Below are 16,114 nucleotides of genomic sequence, written 5' to 3' on the forward strand. Positions count from 1 at the left end.
GAGCGCCGGGGCGCCGGGGCGCCGGGGCGCAGGCTCAGTTGAGCAGCAGGACCTTCCCCACGTGCGCCCCCGACTCCACCACCCGGTGGGCCTCCTCCGCCTCGTGCATCGGCACGGCCCGGTCGACGACCGGGTGGATGCGCCCGCTCTCCAGCAGGGGCCAGACGTGCTCGGCGACGGCCGCCACGATGGCCGCCTTCTCCCCCGCGGGGCGGGCACGCAGCGTGGTCGCGGTGATGGCGGCGCGCTTGGCCATCAGGGCGCCGAGGTTGAGCTCGCCCTTCACGCCGCCCTGCAGGCCGATCACGGCGATACGGCCGTTCACGGCGAGGGCCTTGACGTTCTGCGCCAGGTACTTGGCGCCGATGATGTCGAGGATGACGTCCGCGCCCGCGCCGTCCGTCGCCTTGAGCAGCTCGGCGGCGAAGTCCTGCTCGCGGTAGTCGATGAGGATGTCGGCCCCGAGCTCGCGGCACCGCTCCAGTTTGGCGGGGCTGCCGGCCGTCACGGCGACACGGGCGCCGACGGCCTTGGCCAGCTGGATCGCCATCGTGCCGATGCCGCTGGCGCCGCCGTGCACCAGCAGGGTCTCGCCCGGCCGCAGGTGGGCGATCATGAAGACGTTGGACCAGACCGTGCAGGTGACCTCGGGCAGCGCCGCGGCGGTGACCAGGTCGATGCCCTGCGGTACGGGGAGCAGCTGGCCGGCGGGGACGGCCACCTTCTGGGCGTAACCGCCGCCGCTGAGCAGGGCGCACACCTCCTGGCCGAGCTGCCAGCCGGTGGTGCCCTCGCCGAGGCCGACGATCCGGCCGGAGACCTCGAGCCCCGGGTACGGCGGGGTGCCGGGGGGCGGGTCGTAGAAGCCCTGGCGCTGCAGGATGTCCGCCCGGTTCACGGCGCCTGCGGCCACCTCGACGAGCACCTCGCCGGGCGCGGGTACGGGATCGGGGACCTCGGCCCAGGTCAGCGCCTCGGGTCCACCGGCCACGGGGATGGTGATCGCGAACATGCCTCAGACGGTACTCCCGCACCCGCCCTCCGCGTCCCCCGTCCCCGAACCTTTCCCGGGGTCCGCCGCGCGGAGGTCACGCGACCGGGGCGCGCTTGATCGTGATGAGGCGGTCCGTCAGCTGGATGGCCTGGGCCTCCGGGGCGTCGTACGGGAGCACCCGGTGGCCGCGCACCACCGCCACCACCAGGTCGTCCGCCTCGCGCGGGGAGCGGCCCGCGTCCGCCCGGGTGGCCGGGCGGTCCACCAGGTCCAGGCCCGAGCCCTGGAGGATCAGGTCCTCCATCACCGAGCCCGCGGCGGGGCTGAGGACCGACAGGCCCAGCAGGCGGCCCGCGGCCGAGGCGCTGGTGATCACCGCGTTCGCGCCGGACTGGCGCAGCAGGGGGACGTTCTCCTCCTCGCGGGCCGCGGCGACGATGTTCGCCCGCGGGTTGAGCTGCCGGGCCGTGAGGATCACGAGCGCCGCGGTGTCGTCGCGCTGCGAGGCGATCACGATCTGCCGGGCGCGCTCGACCTCCGCCCGCCGCAGCACCTCGCTGCGCGTCGCGTCGCCGACGACGCCCGCGAAACCGTCCGCGTTGGCGGCGCTGATGCTCTTCGCGCTGTTGTCGATCACCACGACGCCGTCCTTGGAGAGACCGGTCGTACACAGGGTCTGCAGGGCGGAACGCCCCTTCGTGCCGTAGCCGACGACGATCGTGTGATCGCGCAATCTGGACCTCCAGCGTTCGATCCGCCACTGATCGCGGGTGTGCTTGGTGAGCACCTCCAGCGTCGTGCCGACCAGGATGATCAGGAACAGGACGCGCAGCGGCGTCACCACGAGGATGGTCGTCAGCCGGGTGCCGTCGGTGGCCGGGACGATGTCCCCGTACCCGGTGGTGGAGAGCGACACGGTGGCGTAGTACGCCGCGTCCAGGAAGGACAGCGATCCGTCGGCGTTGTCGGTGTAGCCGTCGCGGCTGACGTACACCACCAGCGTGGTGATCAGCAGCAGGAGCAGCGCCATCAGCAGCCGTGTGCCGACCTGCCGCATCGGGCCCGAGATGTGCGTGGGCAGCACGACGCGTTCGGCGAGCGTCGGCCTGGCGGTGTCCGGCTGCTCGTCGGGCTGCCGGGCGCCGTCCGCGGGCTCCCCGGCGTCGGGGAGCTTCACTCCCCCGTCCTCCACGGCAGCGGCAGCAGCAGCGCGTCCTGACCGGCCCGCGCGCCGCCGGGCGGCACGACGGCCAGCGCCTGCGCCGAGGCCAGGCCGCGGAGCATGGCGGGGCCGGTGAAGTGCAGTGGGCGGGCGCGGCCCGCTCCGTCGTACGCCACGGGGACGACGCGCGTGTCCCGCGGATGGCCCGTGACGTCCTCCGTCAGCGCGGCCCTCGTCTCCGCCCGCGGCGGGGCCCCGCGCAGCGCGCGCAGCAGCGGCTCGGCCAGGGTCACCAGGCCGGTGACGGCGGCGAGCGGGTTGCCGGGCAGCCCCGCCAGATGGGCGCCGTTGGGCAGCCGGGCCAGCAGCATGGGGTGGCCGGGGCGCACCTGGACGCCGTCGACCAGCAGATCGGCGTGGAGCCGGCGCAGTGTGCCGTGCACGTGGTCGACCGGCCCGTCGGCGGTGCCGCCGGTGGTCACGACGAGCTGGGCGGTGCTGGTGGCGACCGCCTCGTACAGCAGCTCCGCGTCGTCGCCGAGGCGGCGGGTGACGAACGCGTCGGCGCCCAGCGCGTGCAGCCACGGCGCGAGCATCGGGCCGAGCGCGTCGCGGATCCGGCCCCCGGACGGCAGCCCGCGGTGCAGCAGCTCCTCGCCCAGCACCAGCACCTCGACGCGCGGGCGCGGGTACACGCTCAGCTCGTCGTACCCGGCGGCCGCCGCCAGCCCGGCGACCGCCGGGGTGACCTCGGCGCCGGCCGCCAGCAGCGGCGTACCGGAGCGGCACTCCTGGCCCCGCGGGCGGATGTCCTGGCCGGTGCGTACGTCACGCGCGTGCAGCGTGCCGTCGGCGCGCACCGCCGCGTGCTCGGAACGGACGACGGCCGTCGCCCCGGCGGGGACGCGGGCGCCGGTGGCGATACGGACCGCCCCGCCGTCCTCCAGGGTCGCGGCGTCCGCGGCGCCGGCGAGGATGCCCTGGCCCTCGGCGAGCTGCCAGGGGCCGGGTCCGGCGACGGCGTAGCCGTCCATCGCGGAGGTGTCGAAGGGCGGCAGGTCGGCGAGGGACTGGAGCGGGGCCGCCAGGACGTGGCCGACGGCCTGCGCCAGGGCGCGCGGCACGGGGGTGAGGGGGCGGGCGGCGCGGGTGGCCAGGCGGTGGGCCTCGGGCCAGGGCGTTGCCGCGTGGGGGTGGGCCTGGTGGGCCTGGTGGGCCTGGTGGGCCTGGTGGGCCTGGTGGGCCTGGTGGGTCTGATGGGTCTGATGGGTCTGATGGGGCGCCGTGAAAGGCTCCGGCTCCTCGCGGTCCAGCGTGAACGCGTCGCCGTACTCCTCGCCCCGGGGCGCGGCCAGATGCGCGTTCCCGAGCGACAGCGCCTCGTCGAACTCGTCCCGCTCGACGGCCCCGCGCCGCGGCGTCATCCGCCCGCCCCGGACTCGCCGTCCTCCGCCGCCCAGCGCGCCGCCAGCTCCGCGCACCTGCGGGCCGCCTCGGCGACGGCCTCGGGGCCGCCCCCCTTGGCCGCCGCGGCGTAGCCCACCAGGAACGTCGTCAGCGGCGCCGCCGGCCGGGCCACGCCGTGGGCGGCGTCGCGGGCGAGGTCGAGCAGGACGGCGGTGTCCACGTCCAGTTCGATGCCCAGCTCGTTCTTGACTGCAGTCAGCCATTCATCCAGCACGGTCCCATGCTCCCTGATCCTCGCTCTGGCAACGGCGAGATCCTCCCAGGTGTCGCAGTCGAAAGCACTGGAGCCGGCGGCGATCCGGTTCAGCCGCAGTCCCCGGACGAGGCGCCGCAGCGGGAGTCCGGCGAGCGTGCCGTGCTCCTTCGCCAGCCGCGCGAGTCCGTCGCGCAGGGCGTCGGTGCGGTACGCCGCGACGAGCGGCTGGTCGCGGCCGTCCTCGTCGACGAGCAGCGCGCCCTCCCCGTCCCCCAGGGCGCCGGTCAACTGCCGCACGATGCCCGGTTCGAGGAACGGAAGGTCGCCGGAGAGCACCACGACGACCCCGGCGCGTACCGCCGCGAGGCCCGCCGCCAGCGCGGCCACGGGGCCGCCGCCGGGCGGGTCCTCCCGGGCCCAGACGACGTCGGCGGCGGTCTCCCGCCGCGGGCCGACGACCACGACCGTCCCGGCCCCGCGGCAGGCCGCGACCACCCGCTCGGCCAGCGGCCGGCCGCCCACGGACAGCCAGGGCTTGTCGGCACCGCCGAGCCGGCGGGCCGCCCCGCCGGTGAGCACCACAGCGTCGTACGCCATGGGCTCCAGTATGCGGGCCGGGTCACGGCGCCCGGTCAGGTAGCGTCGGTGGCATGGTCTTCGGTTCTCATGTGCCCACCGTCCGCGTCGACGAGCTGTCCGACGCCGACTTCCTGCTCGACGTGCGCGAGGACGAGGAGTGGCACGCCGGCCACGCCCCCGCCGCGCTGCACATCCCGATGAGCGAGTTCGTCGCCCGCTACGGCGAGCTGACGGAGGCCGCCCCCCAGGACGGCCGCATCAACGTGATCTGCCGCTCGGGCGGCCGCTCCGCCCAGGTGGCGATGTACCTCGGCCAGCAGGGCATGGACGCGGTGAACGTCGCCGGCGGCATGGAGGCGTGGGCGGTCTCGGGCCGCCCGGTGGTGGACGGGGCGGGGCAGCCGGGGGCGGTGCTGTAGGACGCGGGCACCCTCGCGCGGACAGACCCCGCCCGCCCGGGGGCCACGCCCTTTCCAGGCTATCGGCCGGCACCGACGGATCCGCCGGTTATCCACAGGCGACGCCCGCCCGGGCCCTCACGCCTCGGCGGCCAGCAGTTCGCCCAGTGCCTCCTCGTGGGCCGCCGCCGGGCCGAGGGACAGCTCGAGGTGTTTCGCCCAGGCGTGGTAGCGGTGCAGGGTGTAGTCCGTGTCCGCGCCGAAGCCGCCGTGCAGGTGCTGGGCCGTCTGCACCACCCGGCGGACGCCGTCGGAGGCCCAGATCTTCGCCACCGCCACGTCCGCGGGCGCCAGACTCCACGCCGCCTGCCACAGGGTGACCTCCATCGCCCGCAGGTCGATGTAGCGGTCCGCCGCCTGGACCGCGACGGCCTGGAACGTCGCGATGGGGTGCCCGAACTGCTCGCGCTTCGAGGCGTACTCGCCCGTCATGCCGAGCACCGCCTGCCCGAGGCCCAGCGCCAGCGCGCAGGTGCCGACGGCGAGGACCGAGCGCAGCCACTCCCACGCGCCGTCCGCGTCCAGCACCAGCTGCGGGCGTACGGCCGACAGCCGCACCTCAGCCATCCGTTCGCCGCTCGTCGAGACCTGGTCCGCGAGCGTGAGGCCCGCCGCGTCGCGCGGCACCAGCGCGAGCACCGGCTGGCCGTCCGCCGCGTGCGCCGGCACGAGGACCGCGTCGGCCGACTGCGCCCACGGCACCGCCGTCTGCGCGCCGTCCAGCAGCCAGCCCTCACCGTCGCGCCGCGCCGACACGGCGAGCGCCGCCGAATCGTGTCCGGTACGGCCCGCGGCGGCCGCGGTCAGCACGTACTCGCCGCGCACCACGCGGCCCAGCAGCTCCGCGGCACCGGGCGCGTCGGCCCCGTACCGCTGCAGGGCCAGCGCCGCGGCCCCCGTCTCCAGCAGCGGCACGCGCGCCAGCACCCGCGCGGACTCCCGCAGCACCAGGCAGAACGCGAGCAGGTCGAGACCCGACCCGCCGTGCTCCGGGTCCAGTTGCAGCCCGATCAGGTCGGCCGCGGCCAGGCCGCGCCACAGCGGCCGGTCGAAGTCGTCCGCCACCGCGCCCGGCACGAGCGCGGGGCTGGGCACCGCGTCCGGCCGGACGCCGGAGAACACCGCCTTCGCCGCCTCTGCGGCGGCCTGCTGTTCCTCGCTGAAGGTGAAGTCCATGGCAGCGGAAGGTAGAACAGGTTCTACCAAGAGGGAAGGCCCGTGACGGCACGACCTGAAGGGGCCCTGACCGCACGACGTGACCCCACGCCCTACCGGTCGAAGTCCAGCTCCACCTTCTCCGTCACCGGATGCGACTGGCACGCCAGGACGTAACCGCCCTCCACCTCGTCCGGCTCCAGCGCGAAGTTGCGGTCCATCCGCACCTCGCCCTCGACCAGGAACGCCCGGCACGTGCCGCACACCCCGCCCTTGCAGGCGTACGGCGCGTCCGCCCGGTTGCGCAGCACCGTCTCCAGCAGCGTCTCGCCCTGCTGCACCGGCCAGCTGCCGGACCGCCCGCCGAGCTTCGCGGTGACCGAGGCCCGGTCGGGCGCGACGACCGGCGGCGCGGCGGGCGTGGAGCCGTCGTCCACGTGGAAGATCTCCTCGTGGATCCGCCCCCGCTTCACGCCCAGCCCCCGCAGCGCCTGCTCCGCGCCCTGCACCAGCCCGTACGGCCCGCACAGGAACCAGCCGTCGACGTCCTCCACCGGCAGCAGCGCGGGCAGCAGCCCCGCCAGCCGCTGCCGGTCCAGCCGCCCGGACTCCAGCCCGGACTGCGTCTCCTCACGCGACAGCGTCTGTACGAGGTGGAAGCGCGCCGGATACCGGTCCTTCAGATCGGCGACCTCCTCCAGGAACATCGTCGACAGCGCCGTACGGTCGCTGCGGACGAGGCAGAAGCGCGCGTCCGGGTCCCGCTCCAGCAGGGTCGCCGCGATCGACAGCACCGGGGTGATGCCGCTGCCGCCGACGACCGCCGCCCAGTACCCGCCGGGGCGCGGCGTCTCGCGCAGCCCGAAGCGCCCGGCCGGGGTCATGACCTCCAGGACCTCGCCCGCGGCCAGCTCCTGGTTGACGTACGTCGAGAACGCGCCGCCCGCCACCTCGCGCACGCCCACGGTCAGCTCCGCCGGGTCCGCGGACTCGGGCGAGCAGATGGAGTACGTCCGGCGCACCGCCCCGTGCCCGTTGCCGCCGGGCCGCCGTACCGCCAGATGCTGCCCGGCGCGGAAGGCGTACGCCTCGCGCAGCTCCGCCGGCACGGCGAAGGTGACCGCGACGGAGTCCTCCGTCAGCCGCGCCACGCGGGCGACGGCCAGGGTGTGGAAGGCGGCGTGCTGCCGGGGGGCCACGGGCGCGGGCGCGGTCACGTGAGCTCCTTGAAGTGGTCGAACGGCTCCAGGCAGCTGTCGCAGCGGCGCAGGGCCTTGCAGGCGGTGGAGGAGAAGCGGGACAGCAGCGTCGTCTGCGCGGAGCCGCAGCGCGGGCAGCGGACCGGCTCGTCGTAGCGGGCGGGACCGAGCTGGACCAGCACCGGACCGCTCTCGCGGCTGGTACGGGGCGGGGCTATGCCGAACTCCCGCAGCTTGCGCCGCCCCTCCTCGGTGATGTCGTCGGTCGTCCACGCCGGCTCCAGCACCACCCGCACCTGCACCGACTCCATCCCGCCGGTCTCCCGCAGGGCCTGCTCTATGTCAGCGGACATCGCCTCGATCGCCGGGCAGCCGGTGTACGTCGGGGTCAGCTCGACCTCCACCCGGCCCGGCGCGTACACGTGCACGCCGCGCACCACGCCCAGCTCGGCGAGGCTCAGCACGGGCAGCTCGGGGTCGGGGACGGCGCCGGCCAGCTCCAGCAGCCGCTCCTCGAGGGAGCTCCGGACGGTCACCACGACGCCCCCGGGTGGCTGCGGTGCAGGTGCTGCATCTCGGCGAGCATCCGCCCGAACGGTTCGGTGTGCAGCCCCTGCCGCCCCGCACCGGCCGTCCAGGCGCCGGTGCGCGGGCCCTCGGGCAGGGTGAGCGTGGCGCGCTCGAGGACGTCCGTGATCCGCGCCAGCCAGACGCTCTCCAGCTCCGCCCAGTCGACGTCGAGCCCCTCCACCGGCCGGAACATCTCGCCGGTGTAGCGCCACAGGGCGTCCAGCCCGGCCTGCATCCGCTCGTGCGACTCCGCGGTGCCGTCGCCGAGCCGCAGCGTCCAGTGCTCGGCGTGGTCGCGGTGGTACGCGACCTCCTTCACGGCCTTCGCCGCGATGCCCCGGAAGGGCCCGTCGACGACTGCCAGCCGCCCGTACAGCAGCTCCTGGTACACCGAGAAGTACAGCTGCCGCGCGATCGTCTGCGCGAAGTCGCCGTTCGGCTGCTCGACCAGCTGCAGATTGCGGAAGGACCGCTCCTCGCGCAGATACGCCAGCTCGTCCTCGTCGCCCTCCGTCGAGAGCAGCACCCGCGCCTGCCCGAGCAGGTCGAGGGCGATGTTCGCGAGGGCCACCTCCTCCTCGAGCACCGGGGCGTGCCCGGACAGCTCGGCGAGCCGGTGGGACAGGACCAGCGCGTCGTCCCCGAGGGCCAGTGCTGCGGTCACAGGTTCTTCACTCCGTCCGGGAGCTCGTAGAAAGTGGGGTGGCGGTACGGCTTGTCGGCGGCCGGCTCGAAGAACGGGTCGCGCTCGTCCGGCGAGGAGGCCGTGATCTGCGCGGACGGCACCACCCACACCGAGACGCCCTCCTGGCGGCGGGTGTACAGGTCGCGCGCGTTGCGCAGGGCCATCTCCGCGTCGGGCGCGTGCAGGCTGCCCGCGTGCACGTGCGACAGGCCGCGCCTGCTGCGGACGAAGACCTCCCACAGGGGCCAGTCGGTACGGGTCATGCGTTCTCAGCCTCTCCGTGCTTCGCCGCGTACGCGGCAGCCGCCTCGCGCACCCACGCGCCGTTCTCGTGCGCCGTGCGCCGCTGGCTCAGGCGCTGTTCGTTGCAGGGACCGTTGCCCTTCAGCACGTCCCAGAACTCGGACCAGTCGATGGCTCCGAAGTCGTGGTGCCCGCGCTCCTCGTTCCACCGGATGTCCGGGTCGGGGAGCGTGAGGCCGAGGATCTCGGCCTGCGGGACGCAGATGTCGACGAAGCGCTGGCGCAGCTCGTCGTTGGAGTGCCGCTTGATCTTCCAGGCCATGGACTGGGCGGAGTGCGTGGACTCGTCGTCCGGCGGGCCGAACATCATCATCGACGGCCACCACCAGCGGTCCACGGCGTCCTGGGCCATCGCCTTCTGCTCCGGCGTGCCGTGGCTGAGCGTGTGCAGCAGCTCGTACCCCTGGCGCTGGTGGAAGGACTCCTCCTTGCAGACCCGGACCATCGCGCGCGCGTACGGGCCGTAGGAGCAGCGGCAGATCGGCACCTGGTTGATGATCGCGGCGCCGTCCACCAGCCAGCCGATGGCGCCGACGTCCGCCCAGGTCAGCGTGGGGTAGTTGAAGATCGAGGAGTACTTCTGGCGGCCGGAGTGCAGCTTGTCCAGCAGCTCGTCGCGGCCGACGCCCAGGGTCTCGGCGGCGCTGTACAGGTAGAGCCCGTGGCCGGCCTCGTCCTGGACCTTCGCCATCAGGATCGCCTTGCGGCGCAGGGAGGGCGCGCGGGTGAGCCAGTTGGACTCGGGCTGCATGCCGATGATCTCGGAGTGCGCGTGCTGGGCGATCTGGCGCACCAGGGTGGCCCGGTACGCGTCCGGCATCCAGTCGCGCGGCTCGATGCGCTCGTCCGCCGCGATGGCGGCATCGAACGCCTCCTGGGCCGTGGCCTCTCCGATCGTCGCCGTCATTGGCGCCAGCCCTTCATCCGAGATCCGGCCCGGGCCCCGCGGGACCCGCACCGACCGACCGATCGTTCGGTTCCATGGTCCGGGGTGCACCGTACCCTGTCAAGGTCGGGGCGGCGGCCGACCACCGCCACCCGCCCTTCACCGGCGCGCCCCCGAATCGGTATCCGCCGGGCGATGCGCACAGCGGCCCGCTTTCGGTAGCGTGCCGCGCGACCACGTACGAGCGCGCGAGCACACGACCACACACGAGCACGCGACCACTCACGAAGAACGGAAACCGGGGCGGGCATGGAAGCTCACGATCGGCCCGCTGAGGCCGCCGCGGGGGAGCAGACCGCGCCACCGCAGCTGTCCACGGTCTCCCGCGTCGTCATAGCGGTCGCCCTGGCGGGCGCCGCCGTGGCCGTGGCGGTGCATCTGGGGATGGTGTTCCTGCACGTGGCGCCGCCGAACACGGTGAGCAAGAAGCACCAGGAGCTGATCGGCGACTACATCTATCCGGAGTTCGAGCAGAACTGGAAGCTGTTCGCCCCGAACCCGCTGCAGACCAACATCCACGTCGAGGTCCGCGCCCGCGTCCGCGGTGCCGACGGACTGCACGAGACCGGCTGGACGGACCTCTCCGCCCAGGACGCCGACGCCATCGCGCACAACCCGTTCCCCAGCCACACCGAGCAGAACGAGCTGCGCCGGGCCTGGGAGTTCTACGTCAACACCCACAACGAGAAGAACGAACCCCTCGGCGACCGCGGCGCCCTCTCCAAGGCGTACATGAAGCGGATCGTGATGCTGCGCCTCGGCCCCGAGACGGACGGCGGCCGGATCGAGAGCGTCCAGCTGCGCGGTTCGTACACCCCGGTGGCCGCGCCGTCCTGGAGCGGTGAGAAGACCGGCACCGACACCACCTACCGCACCCTGTCCTGGTGGCAGGTGGACCCCGAGGATCTGCAGGACGACGATCTGCGGCGCTGGGAGGACGCGGACCAGTGACCACCACCGCCCCCACCCCACCACCCACCCCTTCCTCGCCGCCCTCCGCCCGGGCGCTGCTCCGGCGCGCCGAGGGCGCCCTGGCCCGCGGTATCGACCGGGTCACCGGCACCGCCTTCGGCCCCTACCAGACGGCCGTCGTACGGATCGGCTTCGCGCTGACCTGGCTCGGCTTCCTGCTCCGGGAGTTCCCGCACCGCCACGAGCTGTACGGGCCCGACTCGCCGTGGAGCCTGGAGCTGGCCCAGCGGCAGACCGAGCTGCACCACCCCTTCTCGCTGCTGCTGTGGTCCGGCGACACCCTGTGGTTCGAGGTCGTGTACGCGCTGGCGATGCTGGCGAGCGTGGGCCTGCTGCTGGGCTGGCGGACCCGGGCGATGTCCGTGCTGTTCATGGTGGGCGTCTTCTCGCTGATGAACCGCAGCGTCTTCATGGGCGACGGCGGCGACAACGTCATCCATCTGATGGCCGGGTATCTCGTGCTCACCCGCTGCGGGCAGGTGTGGTCGCTGGACGCGCGACGGGCGAGGCGACGGGCGGCGGCCGGCGGGGCGGAGCCCGATCCGGGGCTGGACCTGGCGGGCGTGTGGCTCTGGTCGGTGCTGGGTTTCTTCCTGGTGCTGTTCACCACGTTCGGCGAGCTGAGCGCCGGCTGGGCGCTGTTCTTCTGGGCGCTGCTGGCCGTCCACGGGCTGTGGTGGTGGCTGGACCGGCGCGGGGCGTCGCAGGCGCGGGCGGTGTGCGACGCGCTGGCGAACATCGCGCACAACGCGGGGCTGCTGATCATCATCGTGCAGGTCTGCTTCATCTACGCCACCGCCGGCTGGTACAAGGTCAGCGGCTCGCGCTGGCAGGACGGCACGGCCTCGTACTACCCGCTGAACCTGGACTACTTCACCCCGTGGCCGGGGCTGGGCGAGCTGGTCACCGCCAACGGCACGATGGTCATGATCATCACGTACGGCACGGTGTTCGTGCAGGTGGCCTTCCCCTTCACGCTGTTCAACCGGCGGCTGAAGAACGCCCTGCTGGCGCTGATGATCGTCGAGCATCTGAGCATCGCGGTGCTGCTGGGGCTGCCGTTCTTCTCCCTCGCCATGATCTCCGCGGACGCGGTGTTCCTGCCGACCGTGTTCCTGGTGTGGGCCGCGGCGGTGCTGGGGCGGGGGCGGGACCGGCTGCTGCGCCGGGAGCGCGCCGCGGAGCCGGCCGGGGAAGCGGCCGGGGAGGCGGCTGGGGAGGCGTGGCTGCCGCAGCAGTCGGCACCGGCCGACGACCGGGAGGCCGCGGAGGACGTCCGGCCGTCGACCTGAGGCACCGCCGCCCCGAACCGGTGCCATCTCGCCCATGGCCCGGGCGGGTCCGCTCTGGCAGGATCGCGGCGAGCGGTGCGGGGCATACGGATGCGATGCCTTTGGGGGCGGAATGCGGCTGGAAGCCGAGGGCCAGAACGGTGACGTCACCTTCGACGGCCAGTACGTCGTGATCACGCGGTCCGGTCTCGCCGCGGCGCGCACCGTGGGCGTGGGGCAGCGCAGGATGCACGTGTCCGAGATCGCGGAGGTCCGCTGGCACGAGCCGCGGGCGGCCATGCAGCTCGGGTACATCAAGTTCGCGGGGCCGGACGACGAGGAGCCGGACTTCGTCCGGGGCGGACCGGTGCAGCACGCTGCGTGGGACGAGGACGCCGTGCTGTTCGCCTGGCGCCGCCGGCAGGAGTTCGAGGACCTCAGGGACGCGGTCCGCGCGGCCGTCGCGGCGGCGGCCGGACCCCCGCCCGGGCCGGTCGACGCGGCGCCCCTGCCCGCGCCGCCGGAGGACCCGACGGAGCCGGCCGGCTCCCTGGTCCGCGATCTGACGACCCTGGGCGACCTCGCGGCGCGCGGGATCCTCACGCCGGAGGAGTTCGACCGGGCGAAGGAACGACTGCTGGGGCGGTGACGGGCGGACCGTTCCGGGGCGGTGCGGTGGCTCCGGCTGCGGGGGCCACGCCCGAAGATGGACCCATGACCGACACAGCGACCGACACCTGGCGCAGGCTCCGGCAACAAGACCCCGCCGGGGAGGACACCGTCCTCCTCGACGGCTTCCACGCCCTGAAGCACGCGCTGCGCTTCGGCGCGGACGTCCGCCTCGCCGTGACGGCGGACGTGAAGGAGACGCTCGCCCTGGCCGGGGAGCTGGCCCCCGACCTGACGGACCGGCTGGCCGGCCTCCTCGCGGAGATCCCCGAGACGGACCTCGGCACCCTCGTCCCCCGCCTCCACCCCACCCGGGTCGCGGCCCTGGCGGCCCGCCCGCCGCGCGGGGCGAACCTCGCCGCGCTACGGGCGCGCCCGCGCCCCGCCCCCGTCGTGGTCCTGGAGGACCCCCGCAACCTGGGCAACATCGGCGCGGTGATCCGCCTCGCCGCCGGCTTCGGCGCGACGGGCGTGGTCACGACGGGCCCGGCCGACCCGTGGCACCCCAGCGCGGTCCGCGGCGCGGCGGGCCTGCACTACGCGACGGCGGTGGAGCGCCTGGCCCTGGCGGACCTCCCCCCGGGCCCGCTGTACGCCCTCGACCCGACGGGCGACGACATCCGCGGCCTCACCCTCCCGGACGACGCCCTCCTGGCCTTCGGCACGGAGCGGCACGGCCTGTCCCCAGCCCTACGCACAAGGGCGAACCACCTGGTCGCCCTCCCGATGCGCCCCCAGGTCTCGAGCTACAACCTCGCCACGAGCGTCGCGATGACCCTCTTCCACTGGGGAGGACCTCACGCCGTGTAGCGGCTCGCCACCTTGGAACGTGACCTTCTGATAATGGGCTCGTTGGGCCATTCGCGCGGAGCTGATGAAGTGCCGGGAGGCAGCACCTCCGCGTGTCCATCACCCCCCACACGTGGAAGGCCCATCCGTGATCACGGAAGCCGCTCTGCTGGAGTCGCGAAGCCTGCGCTCCGGTCTGAGCCATCGAACCGATGTCCTCGACAAGGTCAAAGCGCTCGTGCTGATGCCTGATGGCGTGCACGCATCGACACCACAGGTCGCGGACTACTACGAAGTCACCGAGAAGGCTGTGAACAACTTGCTCGGGCGGCACCGGGAGGAGCTGATCGCCTGCGGACTCTCCGTATTGCAAGGCGCCGACCTGCAGGAATTCGTAAGCTTCAACCTGAAGCTTACGAACACAAGTTATCCACAGGCTCGTCGTCTGGCCCTCTGGCCTCGGCGCGCCATCCTCTGCGCCGGCATGCTCCTGCGCGACAGCGCGATCGCCCAGCGCGTCCGCCACTACCTCCTCGACGCCGAGGAGAGCACCCGAACCGAAGCGAGCGCCAACGCCTGGGTCCCGCCCCAGCGCCCGGGCGGTCACACGCTGGAACACATCCTCATCCCCGTGATGGGTCAGCTCGGCGAGCTGAACCAGCGCATGGCGGCGCAGACCGAGCTCGTCTGCGCGATGAGCGTCCGTCTCGCCGACGTCCAGACGGACATCGCCGACGTCCGGACCGACATGGCCGAACTCCGTGAGGACGTCACGGCCGACGTGGGCGGACTCCGGACGGAGGTGTCCGAACTCCGCCGCGACTTCGTGCGTCTGCGCCGGGATGTCGGAGCTCCCCGACGACGTCGCGGCACACAGCGCTGATCAGGGCATATCGATAAACTTCACATTGAAGTTTATCGAAGTGAGTTATCCACAGGTCACCCTGTGAAAGAGCTTTATCGCGAAGCTCTTTCACAGGGCACCGGAGGTTCACGCCTGCCGCCGCACCTCCACCACCCGGAAGCGGTTCGCGACGAACGCGCCGTCGCACAGGGCCGCGTTCGCGGCGGGGTTGCCGCCGGAGCCGTGGAAGTCGGAGAACGCCGCGGTCTGGTTGACGTAGACGCCGCCGGTGAGGTTCAGGGAGAGCTGGGCCGACTCCTCGAAGCAGACCTCCTCGATCCGGCGCTCCACCTCCGCCGAGGTCGTGTACGCGCCGACCGTCATCGCGCCCTTCTCCCGGATCGTGCGGCGCAGCAGCTCCACCGCGTCGGCCGTGGAGTCCATGGCCACCGCGAAGGACACCGGGCCGAAGCACTCCGACATGTACGCCGCCTCGGCGTCGGGCTTGGCCCCGTCGAACTTGACGATGACCGGCGTGCGGACCACCGCGTCCGGGAAGTCGGGGTTGGCGACCTCGCGGGACGCCAGGGCCACCTCGCCGAGGCCCGCCGCCGCGTCCAGGCGCTCGCGTACGCCGGGGTTGACGATCGCGCCCAGCAGCGCGTTGGCGCGGGCGTCGTCGCCGAGGAGCTTGCCGACCGCGCCGGCGATGTCGGCGACCACGTCGTCGTACGACTTGTGGCCCGCGTCCGTGGCGATGCCGTCGCGGGGGATGAGGAGGTTCTGCGGGGTGGTGCACATCTGGCCGCTGTACAGCGAGAGGGAGAAGGCCAGGTTGGAGAGCATGCCGGCGTAGTCCGACGTCGAGTCGACGACGACCGTGTTGACGCCGGCCTTCTCCGTGTAGACCTGCGCCTGGCGGGCGTTGGTCTCCAGCCAGTCGCCGAAGGCCGTGGAGCCGGTGTAGTCGATCAGCTTGATCTCGGGGCGGACCGCGAGGGTCTTCGCCAGGCCCTCGCCGGGGAGCTCGGCGGCCAGGCAGACTAGGTTCGGGTCGAAGCCGGTCTCCGCCAGCACCTCGCGCGCCGCCTGGACGGTGAGCGCCAGCGGCAGCACGGCCCGGGGGTGCGGCTTGACCAGCACCGGGTTGCCGGTGGCGAGGGACGCGAAGAAGCCCGGGTAGCCGTTCCACGTGGGGAAGGTGTTGCACCCGACGACCAGCGCGATGCCCCGCGGCACGGCGGTGAAGGCCTTGCGCAGCTCCAGCGGGTCCCGCTTGCCCTGCGGCTTGGACCAGTCGGCCACCAGCGGCGTACGGATCTGCTCGGCGTACGCGTACGCCACGGCCTCCAGCCCGCGGTCCTGCGCGTGCGGGCCGCCGGCCTGGAACGCCATCATGAACGCCTGGCCGGAGGTGTGCATGACCGCGTGCGCGAACTCGTGCGTCCGGGCGCTGATCCGGGCGAGGATCTCCAGGCAGACCAGGGCGCGCAGCTCGGGCCCCGCGTCCCGCCAGTCCGCCATCCCGGCCCGCATGGCGGGCAGCAGCACGTCCACGTCCGGGTGCGGGTACTCCACGCCGAGCTCGACGCCGTACGGCGAGACCTCGCCGCCCGCCCAGCCGTCCGTGCCGGGCTGGCCGAGGTCCAGCCGGGTGCCGCGCAGGGCCTCGAAGGCCGCCTGGCCGTCCGCGGGCGCCGTCTCGCCGTACGCCTTGGGATGCTCGGGGTGCGGGGACCAGTAGGCGCGGGTACGGATCGCCTCCAGCGCCTGCTCGAGGGTGGGGCGATGCCGCTCGGTCAGGGCGTCGTGACTCAGGGTGGTGGTCGTCATGGCCAACTCCTCGTCGAGCTGG

At 73.5% G+C, this 16,114-nt stretch carries 17 protein-coding genes; 6 read left to right on the plus strand and 11 right to left on the minus strand.

The features are described from left to right. Positions 1-34: 34 nt before the first annotated feature. The 4 genes from AB0M28_RS06875 to AB0M28_RS06890 all read right to left on the minus strand — a co-directional run bounded on the left by AB0M28_RS06875 (position 35) and on the right by AB0M28_RS06890 (position 4,416). Positions 35-1,012 carry an NAD(P)H-quinone oxidoreductase gene (locus AB0M28_RS06875; protein WP_365398919.1) on the minus strand — a complete coding sequence of 326 codons (978 nt, stop codon included), beginning with the start codon at positions 1,010-1,012 and terminating at the stop codon, positions 35-37. A 76-nt stretch (positions 1,013-1,088) separates the two neighbouring features. After that, the gene (locus tag AB0M28_RS06880; protein WP_365398922.1) at positions 1,089-2,171 is read right to left on the minus strand and encodes a potassium channel family protein; all 1,083 of its coding nucleotides are present in this window, start codon (positions 2,169-2,171) and stop codon (positions 1,089-1,091) included. Next, entirely contained in the window at positions 2,168-3,580 is a 1,413-nt protein-coding gene (locus AB0M28_RS06885) for a molybdopterin molybdotransferase MoeA (protein WP_365398925.1), read from the minus strand. The genes AB0M28_RS06880 and AB0M28_RS06885 overlap by 4 nt, the downstream gene beginning before the upstream one ends. Next, positions 3,577-4,416, minus strand: a complete 840-nt coding sequence (locus AB0M28_RS06890; RefSeq protein ID WP_365398928.1) for an NTP transferase domain-containing protein — start codon at positions 4,414-4,416, stop codon at positions 3,577-3,579. Before AB0M28_RS06890 ends, AB0M28_RS06885 begins: the two co-directional genes overlap by 4 nt. A 53-nt stretch (positions 4,417-4,469) precedes the next feature. On the opposite strand from AB0M28_RS06890, the gene AB0M28_RS06895 reads away from it, so the two are divergent. Then, positions 4,470-4,817, plus strand: coding sequence for a rhodanese-like domain-containing protein (locus AB0M28_RS06895; RefSeq protein ID WP_365398931.1), 348 nt, complete (start codon positions 4,470-4,472; stop codon positions 4,815-4,817). Positions 4,818-4,934: 117 nt separating this feature from the next. On the opposite strand, the gene AB0M28_RS06900 is transcribed toward AB0M28_RS06895, so the two are convergent. From AB0M28_RS06900 to paaA, 6 genes are all read right to left on the minus strand, one after another. Next, positions 4,935-6,032, minus strand: coding sequence for an acyl-CoA dehydrogenase family protein (locus AB0M28_RS06900; protein WP_365398934.1), 1,098 nt, complete (start codon positions 6,030-6,032; stop codon positions 4,935-4,937). Positions 6,033-6,124: 92 nt separating this feature from the next. Continuing rightward, the gene (locus tag AB0M28_RS06905) at positions 6,125-7,228 is read right to left on the minus strand and encodes a 2Fe-2S iron-sulfur cluster-binding protein (RefSeq protein WP_365398937.1); all 1,104 of its coding nucleotides are present in this window, start codon (positions 7,226-7,228) and stop codon (positions 6,125-6,127) included. Beyond that, a complete protein-coding gene (gene paaD, locus AB0M28_RS06910) occupies positions 7,225-7,746 on the minus strand; it encodes a 1,2-phenylacetyl-CoA epoxidase subunit PaaD (protein ID WP_365398940.1) in 522 nt (173 codons plus the stop codon). Before paaD ends, AB0M28_RS06905 begins: the two co-directional genes overlap by 4 nt. Beyond that, entirely contained in the window at positions 7,743-8,444 is a 702-nt protein-coding gene (gene paaC / locus AB0M28_RS06915; protein ID WP_365398943.1) for a 1,2-phenylacetyl-CoA epoxidase subunit PaaC, read from the minus strand. The genes paaD and paaC overlap by 4 nt, the downstream gene beginning before the upstream one ends. After that, a complete protein-coding gene (gene paaB / locus AB0M28_RS06920) occupies positions 8,441-8,728 on the minus strand; it encodes a 1,2-phenylacetyl-CoA epoxidase subunit PaaB (protein ID WP_365398946.1) in 288 nt (95 codons plus the stop codon). Before paaB ends, paaC begins: the two co-directional genes overlap by 4 nt. Next, positions 8,725-9,675, minus strand: a complete 951-nt coding sequence (gene paaA / locus AB0M28_RS06925) for a 1,2-phenylacetyl-CoA epoxidase subunit PaaA (protein WP_365398949.1) — start codon at positions 9,673-9,675, stop codon at positions 8,725-8,727. The genes paaB and paaA overlap by 4 nt, the downstream gene beginning before the upstream one ends. A 288-nt stretch (positions 9,676-9,963) precedes the next feature. Between paaA and AB0M28_RS06930 the strand changes: the two genes are divergently transcribed. The 5 genes from AB0M28_RS06930 (at position 9,964) to AB0M28_RS06950 (ending at position 14,298) form a co-directional block, all read left to right on the plus strand. After that, on the plus strand, positions 9,964-10,665 hold the full coding sequence (locus tag AB0M28_RS06930; RefSeq protein ID WP_365398952.1) for a DUF5819 family protein: 702 nt from the start codon (positions 9,964-9,966) through the stop codon (positions 10,663-10,665). Between the two features lie 56 nt (positions 10,666-10,721). Next, the gene (locus tag AB0M28_RS06935) at positions 10,722-11,978 is read left to right on the plus strand and encodes an HTTM domain-containing protein (RefSeq protein WP_365399090.1); all 1,257 of its coding nucleotides are present in this window, start codon (positions 10,722-10,724) and stop codon (positions 11,976-11,978) included. A 112-nt stretch (positions 11,979-12,090) separates the two neighbouring features. Next, a complete protein-coding gene (locus tag AB0M28_RS06940) occupies positions 12,091-12,606 on the plus strand; it encodes a DUF4429 domain-containing protein (protein WP_365398955.1) in 516 nt (171 codons plus the stop codon). A gap of 65 nt (positions 12,607-12,671) precedes the next feature. Further along, positions 12,672-13,436, plus strand: coding sequence for a TrmH family RNA methyltransferase (locus tag AB0M28_RS06945; protein ID WP_365398958.1), 765 nt, complete (start codon positions 12,672-12,674; stop codon positions 13,434-13,436). 127 nt (positions 13,437-13,563) lie between these two features. Then, on the plus strand, positions 13,564-14,298 hold the full coding sequence (locus AB0M28_RS06950; RefSeq protein WP_365398961.1) for a hypothetical protein: 735 nt from the start codon (positions 13,564-13,566) through the stop codon (positions 14,296-14,298). Positions 14,299-14,406: 108 nt separating this feature from the next. Here AB0M28_RS06950 and paaN read toward each other — a convergent pair whose 3' ends face one another. Beyond that, positions 14,407-16,092, minus strand: coding sequence for a phenylacetic acid degradation protein PaaN (gene paaN, locus AB0M28_RS06955; RefSeq protein WP_365398964.1), 1,686 nt, complete (start codon positions 16,090-16,092; stop codon positions 14,407-14,409). Between the last annotated feature and the right edge of the window lie 22 nt (positions 16,093-16,114).

The organism is Streptomyces sp. NPDC051940 (assembly GCF_040680895.1).
Taxonomy (GTDB): Bacteria; Actinomycetota; Actinomycetes; order Streptomycetales; family Streptomycetaceae; genus Streptomyces.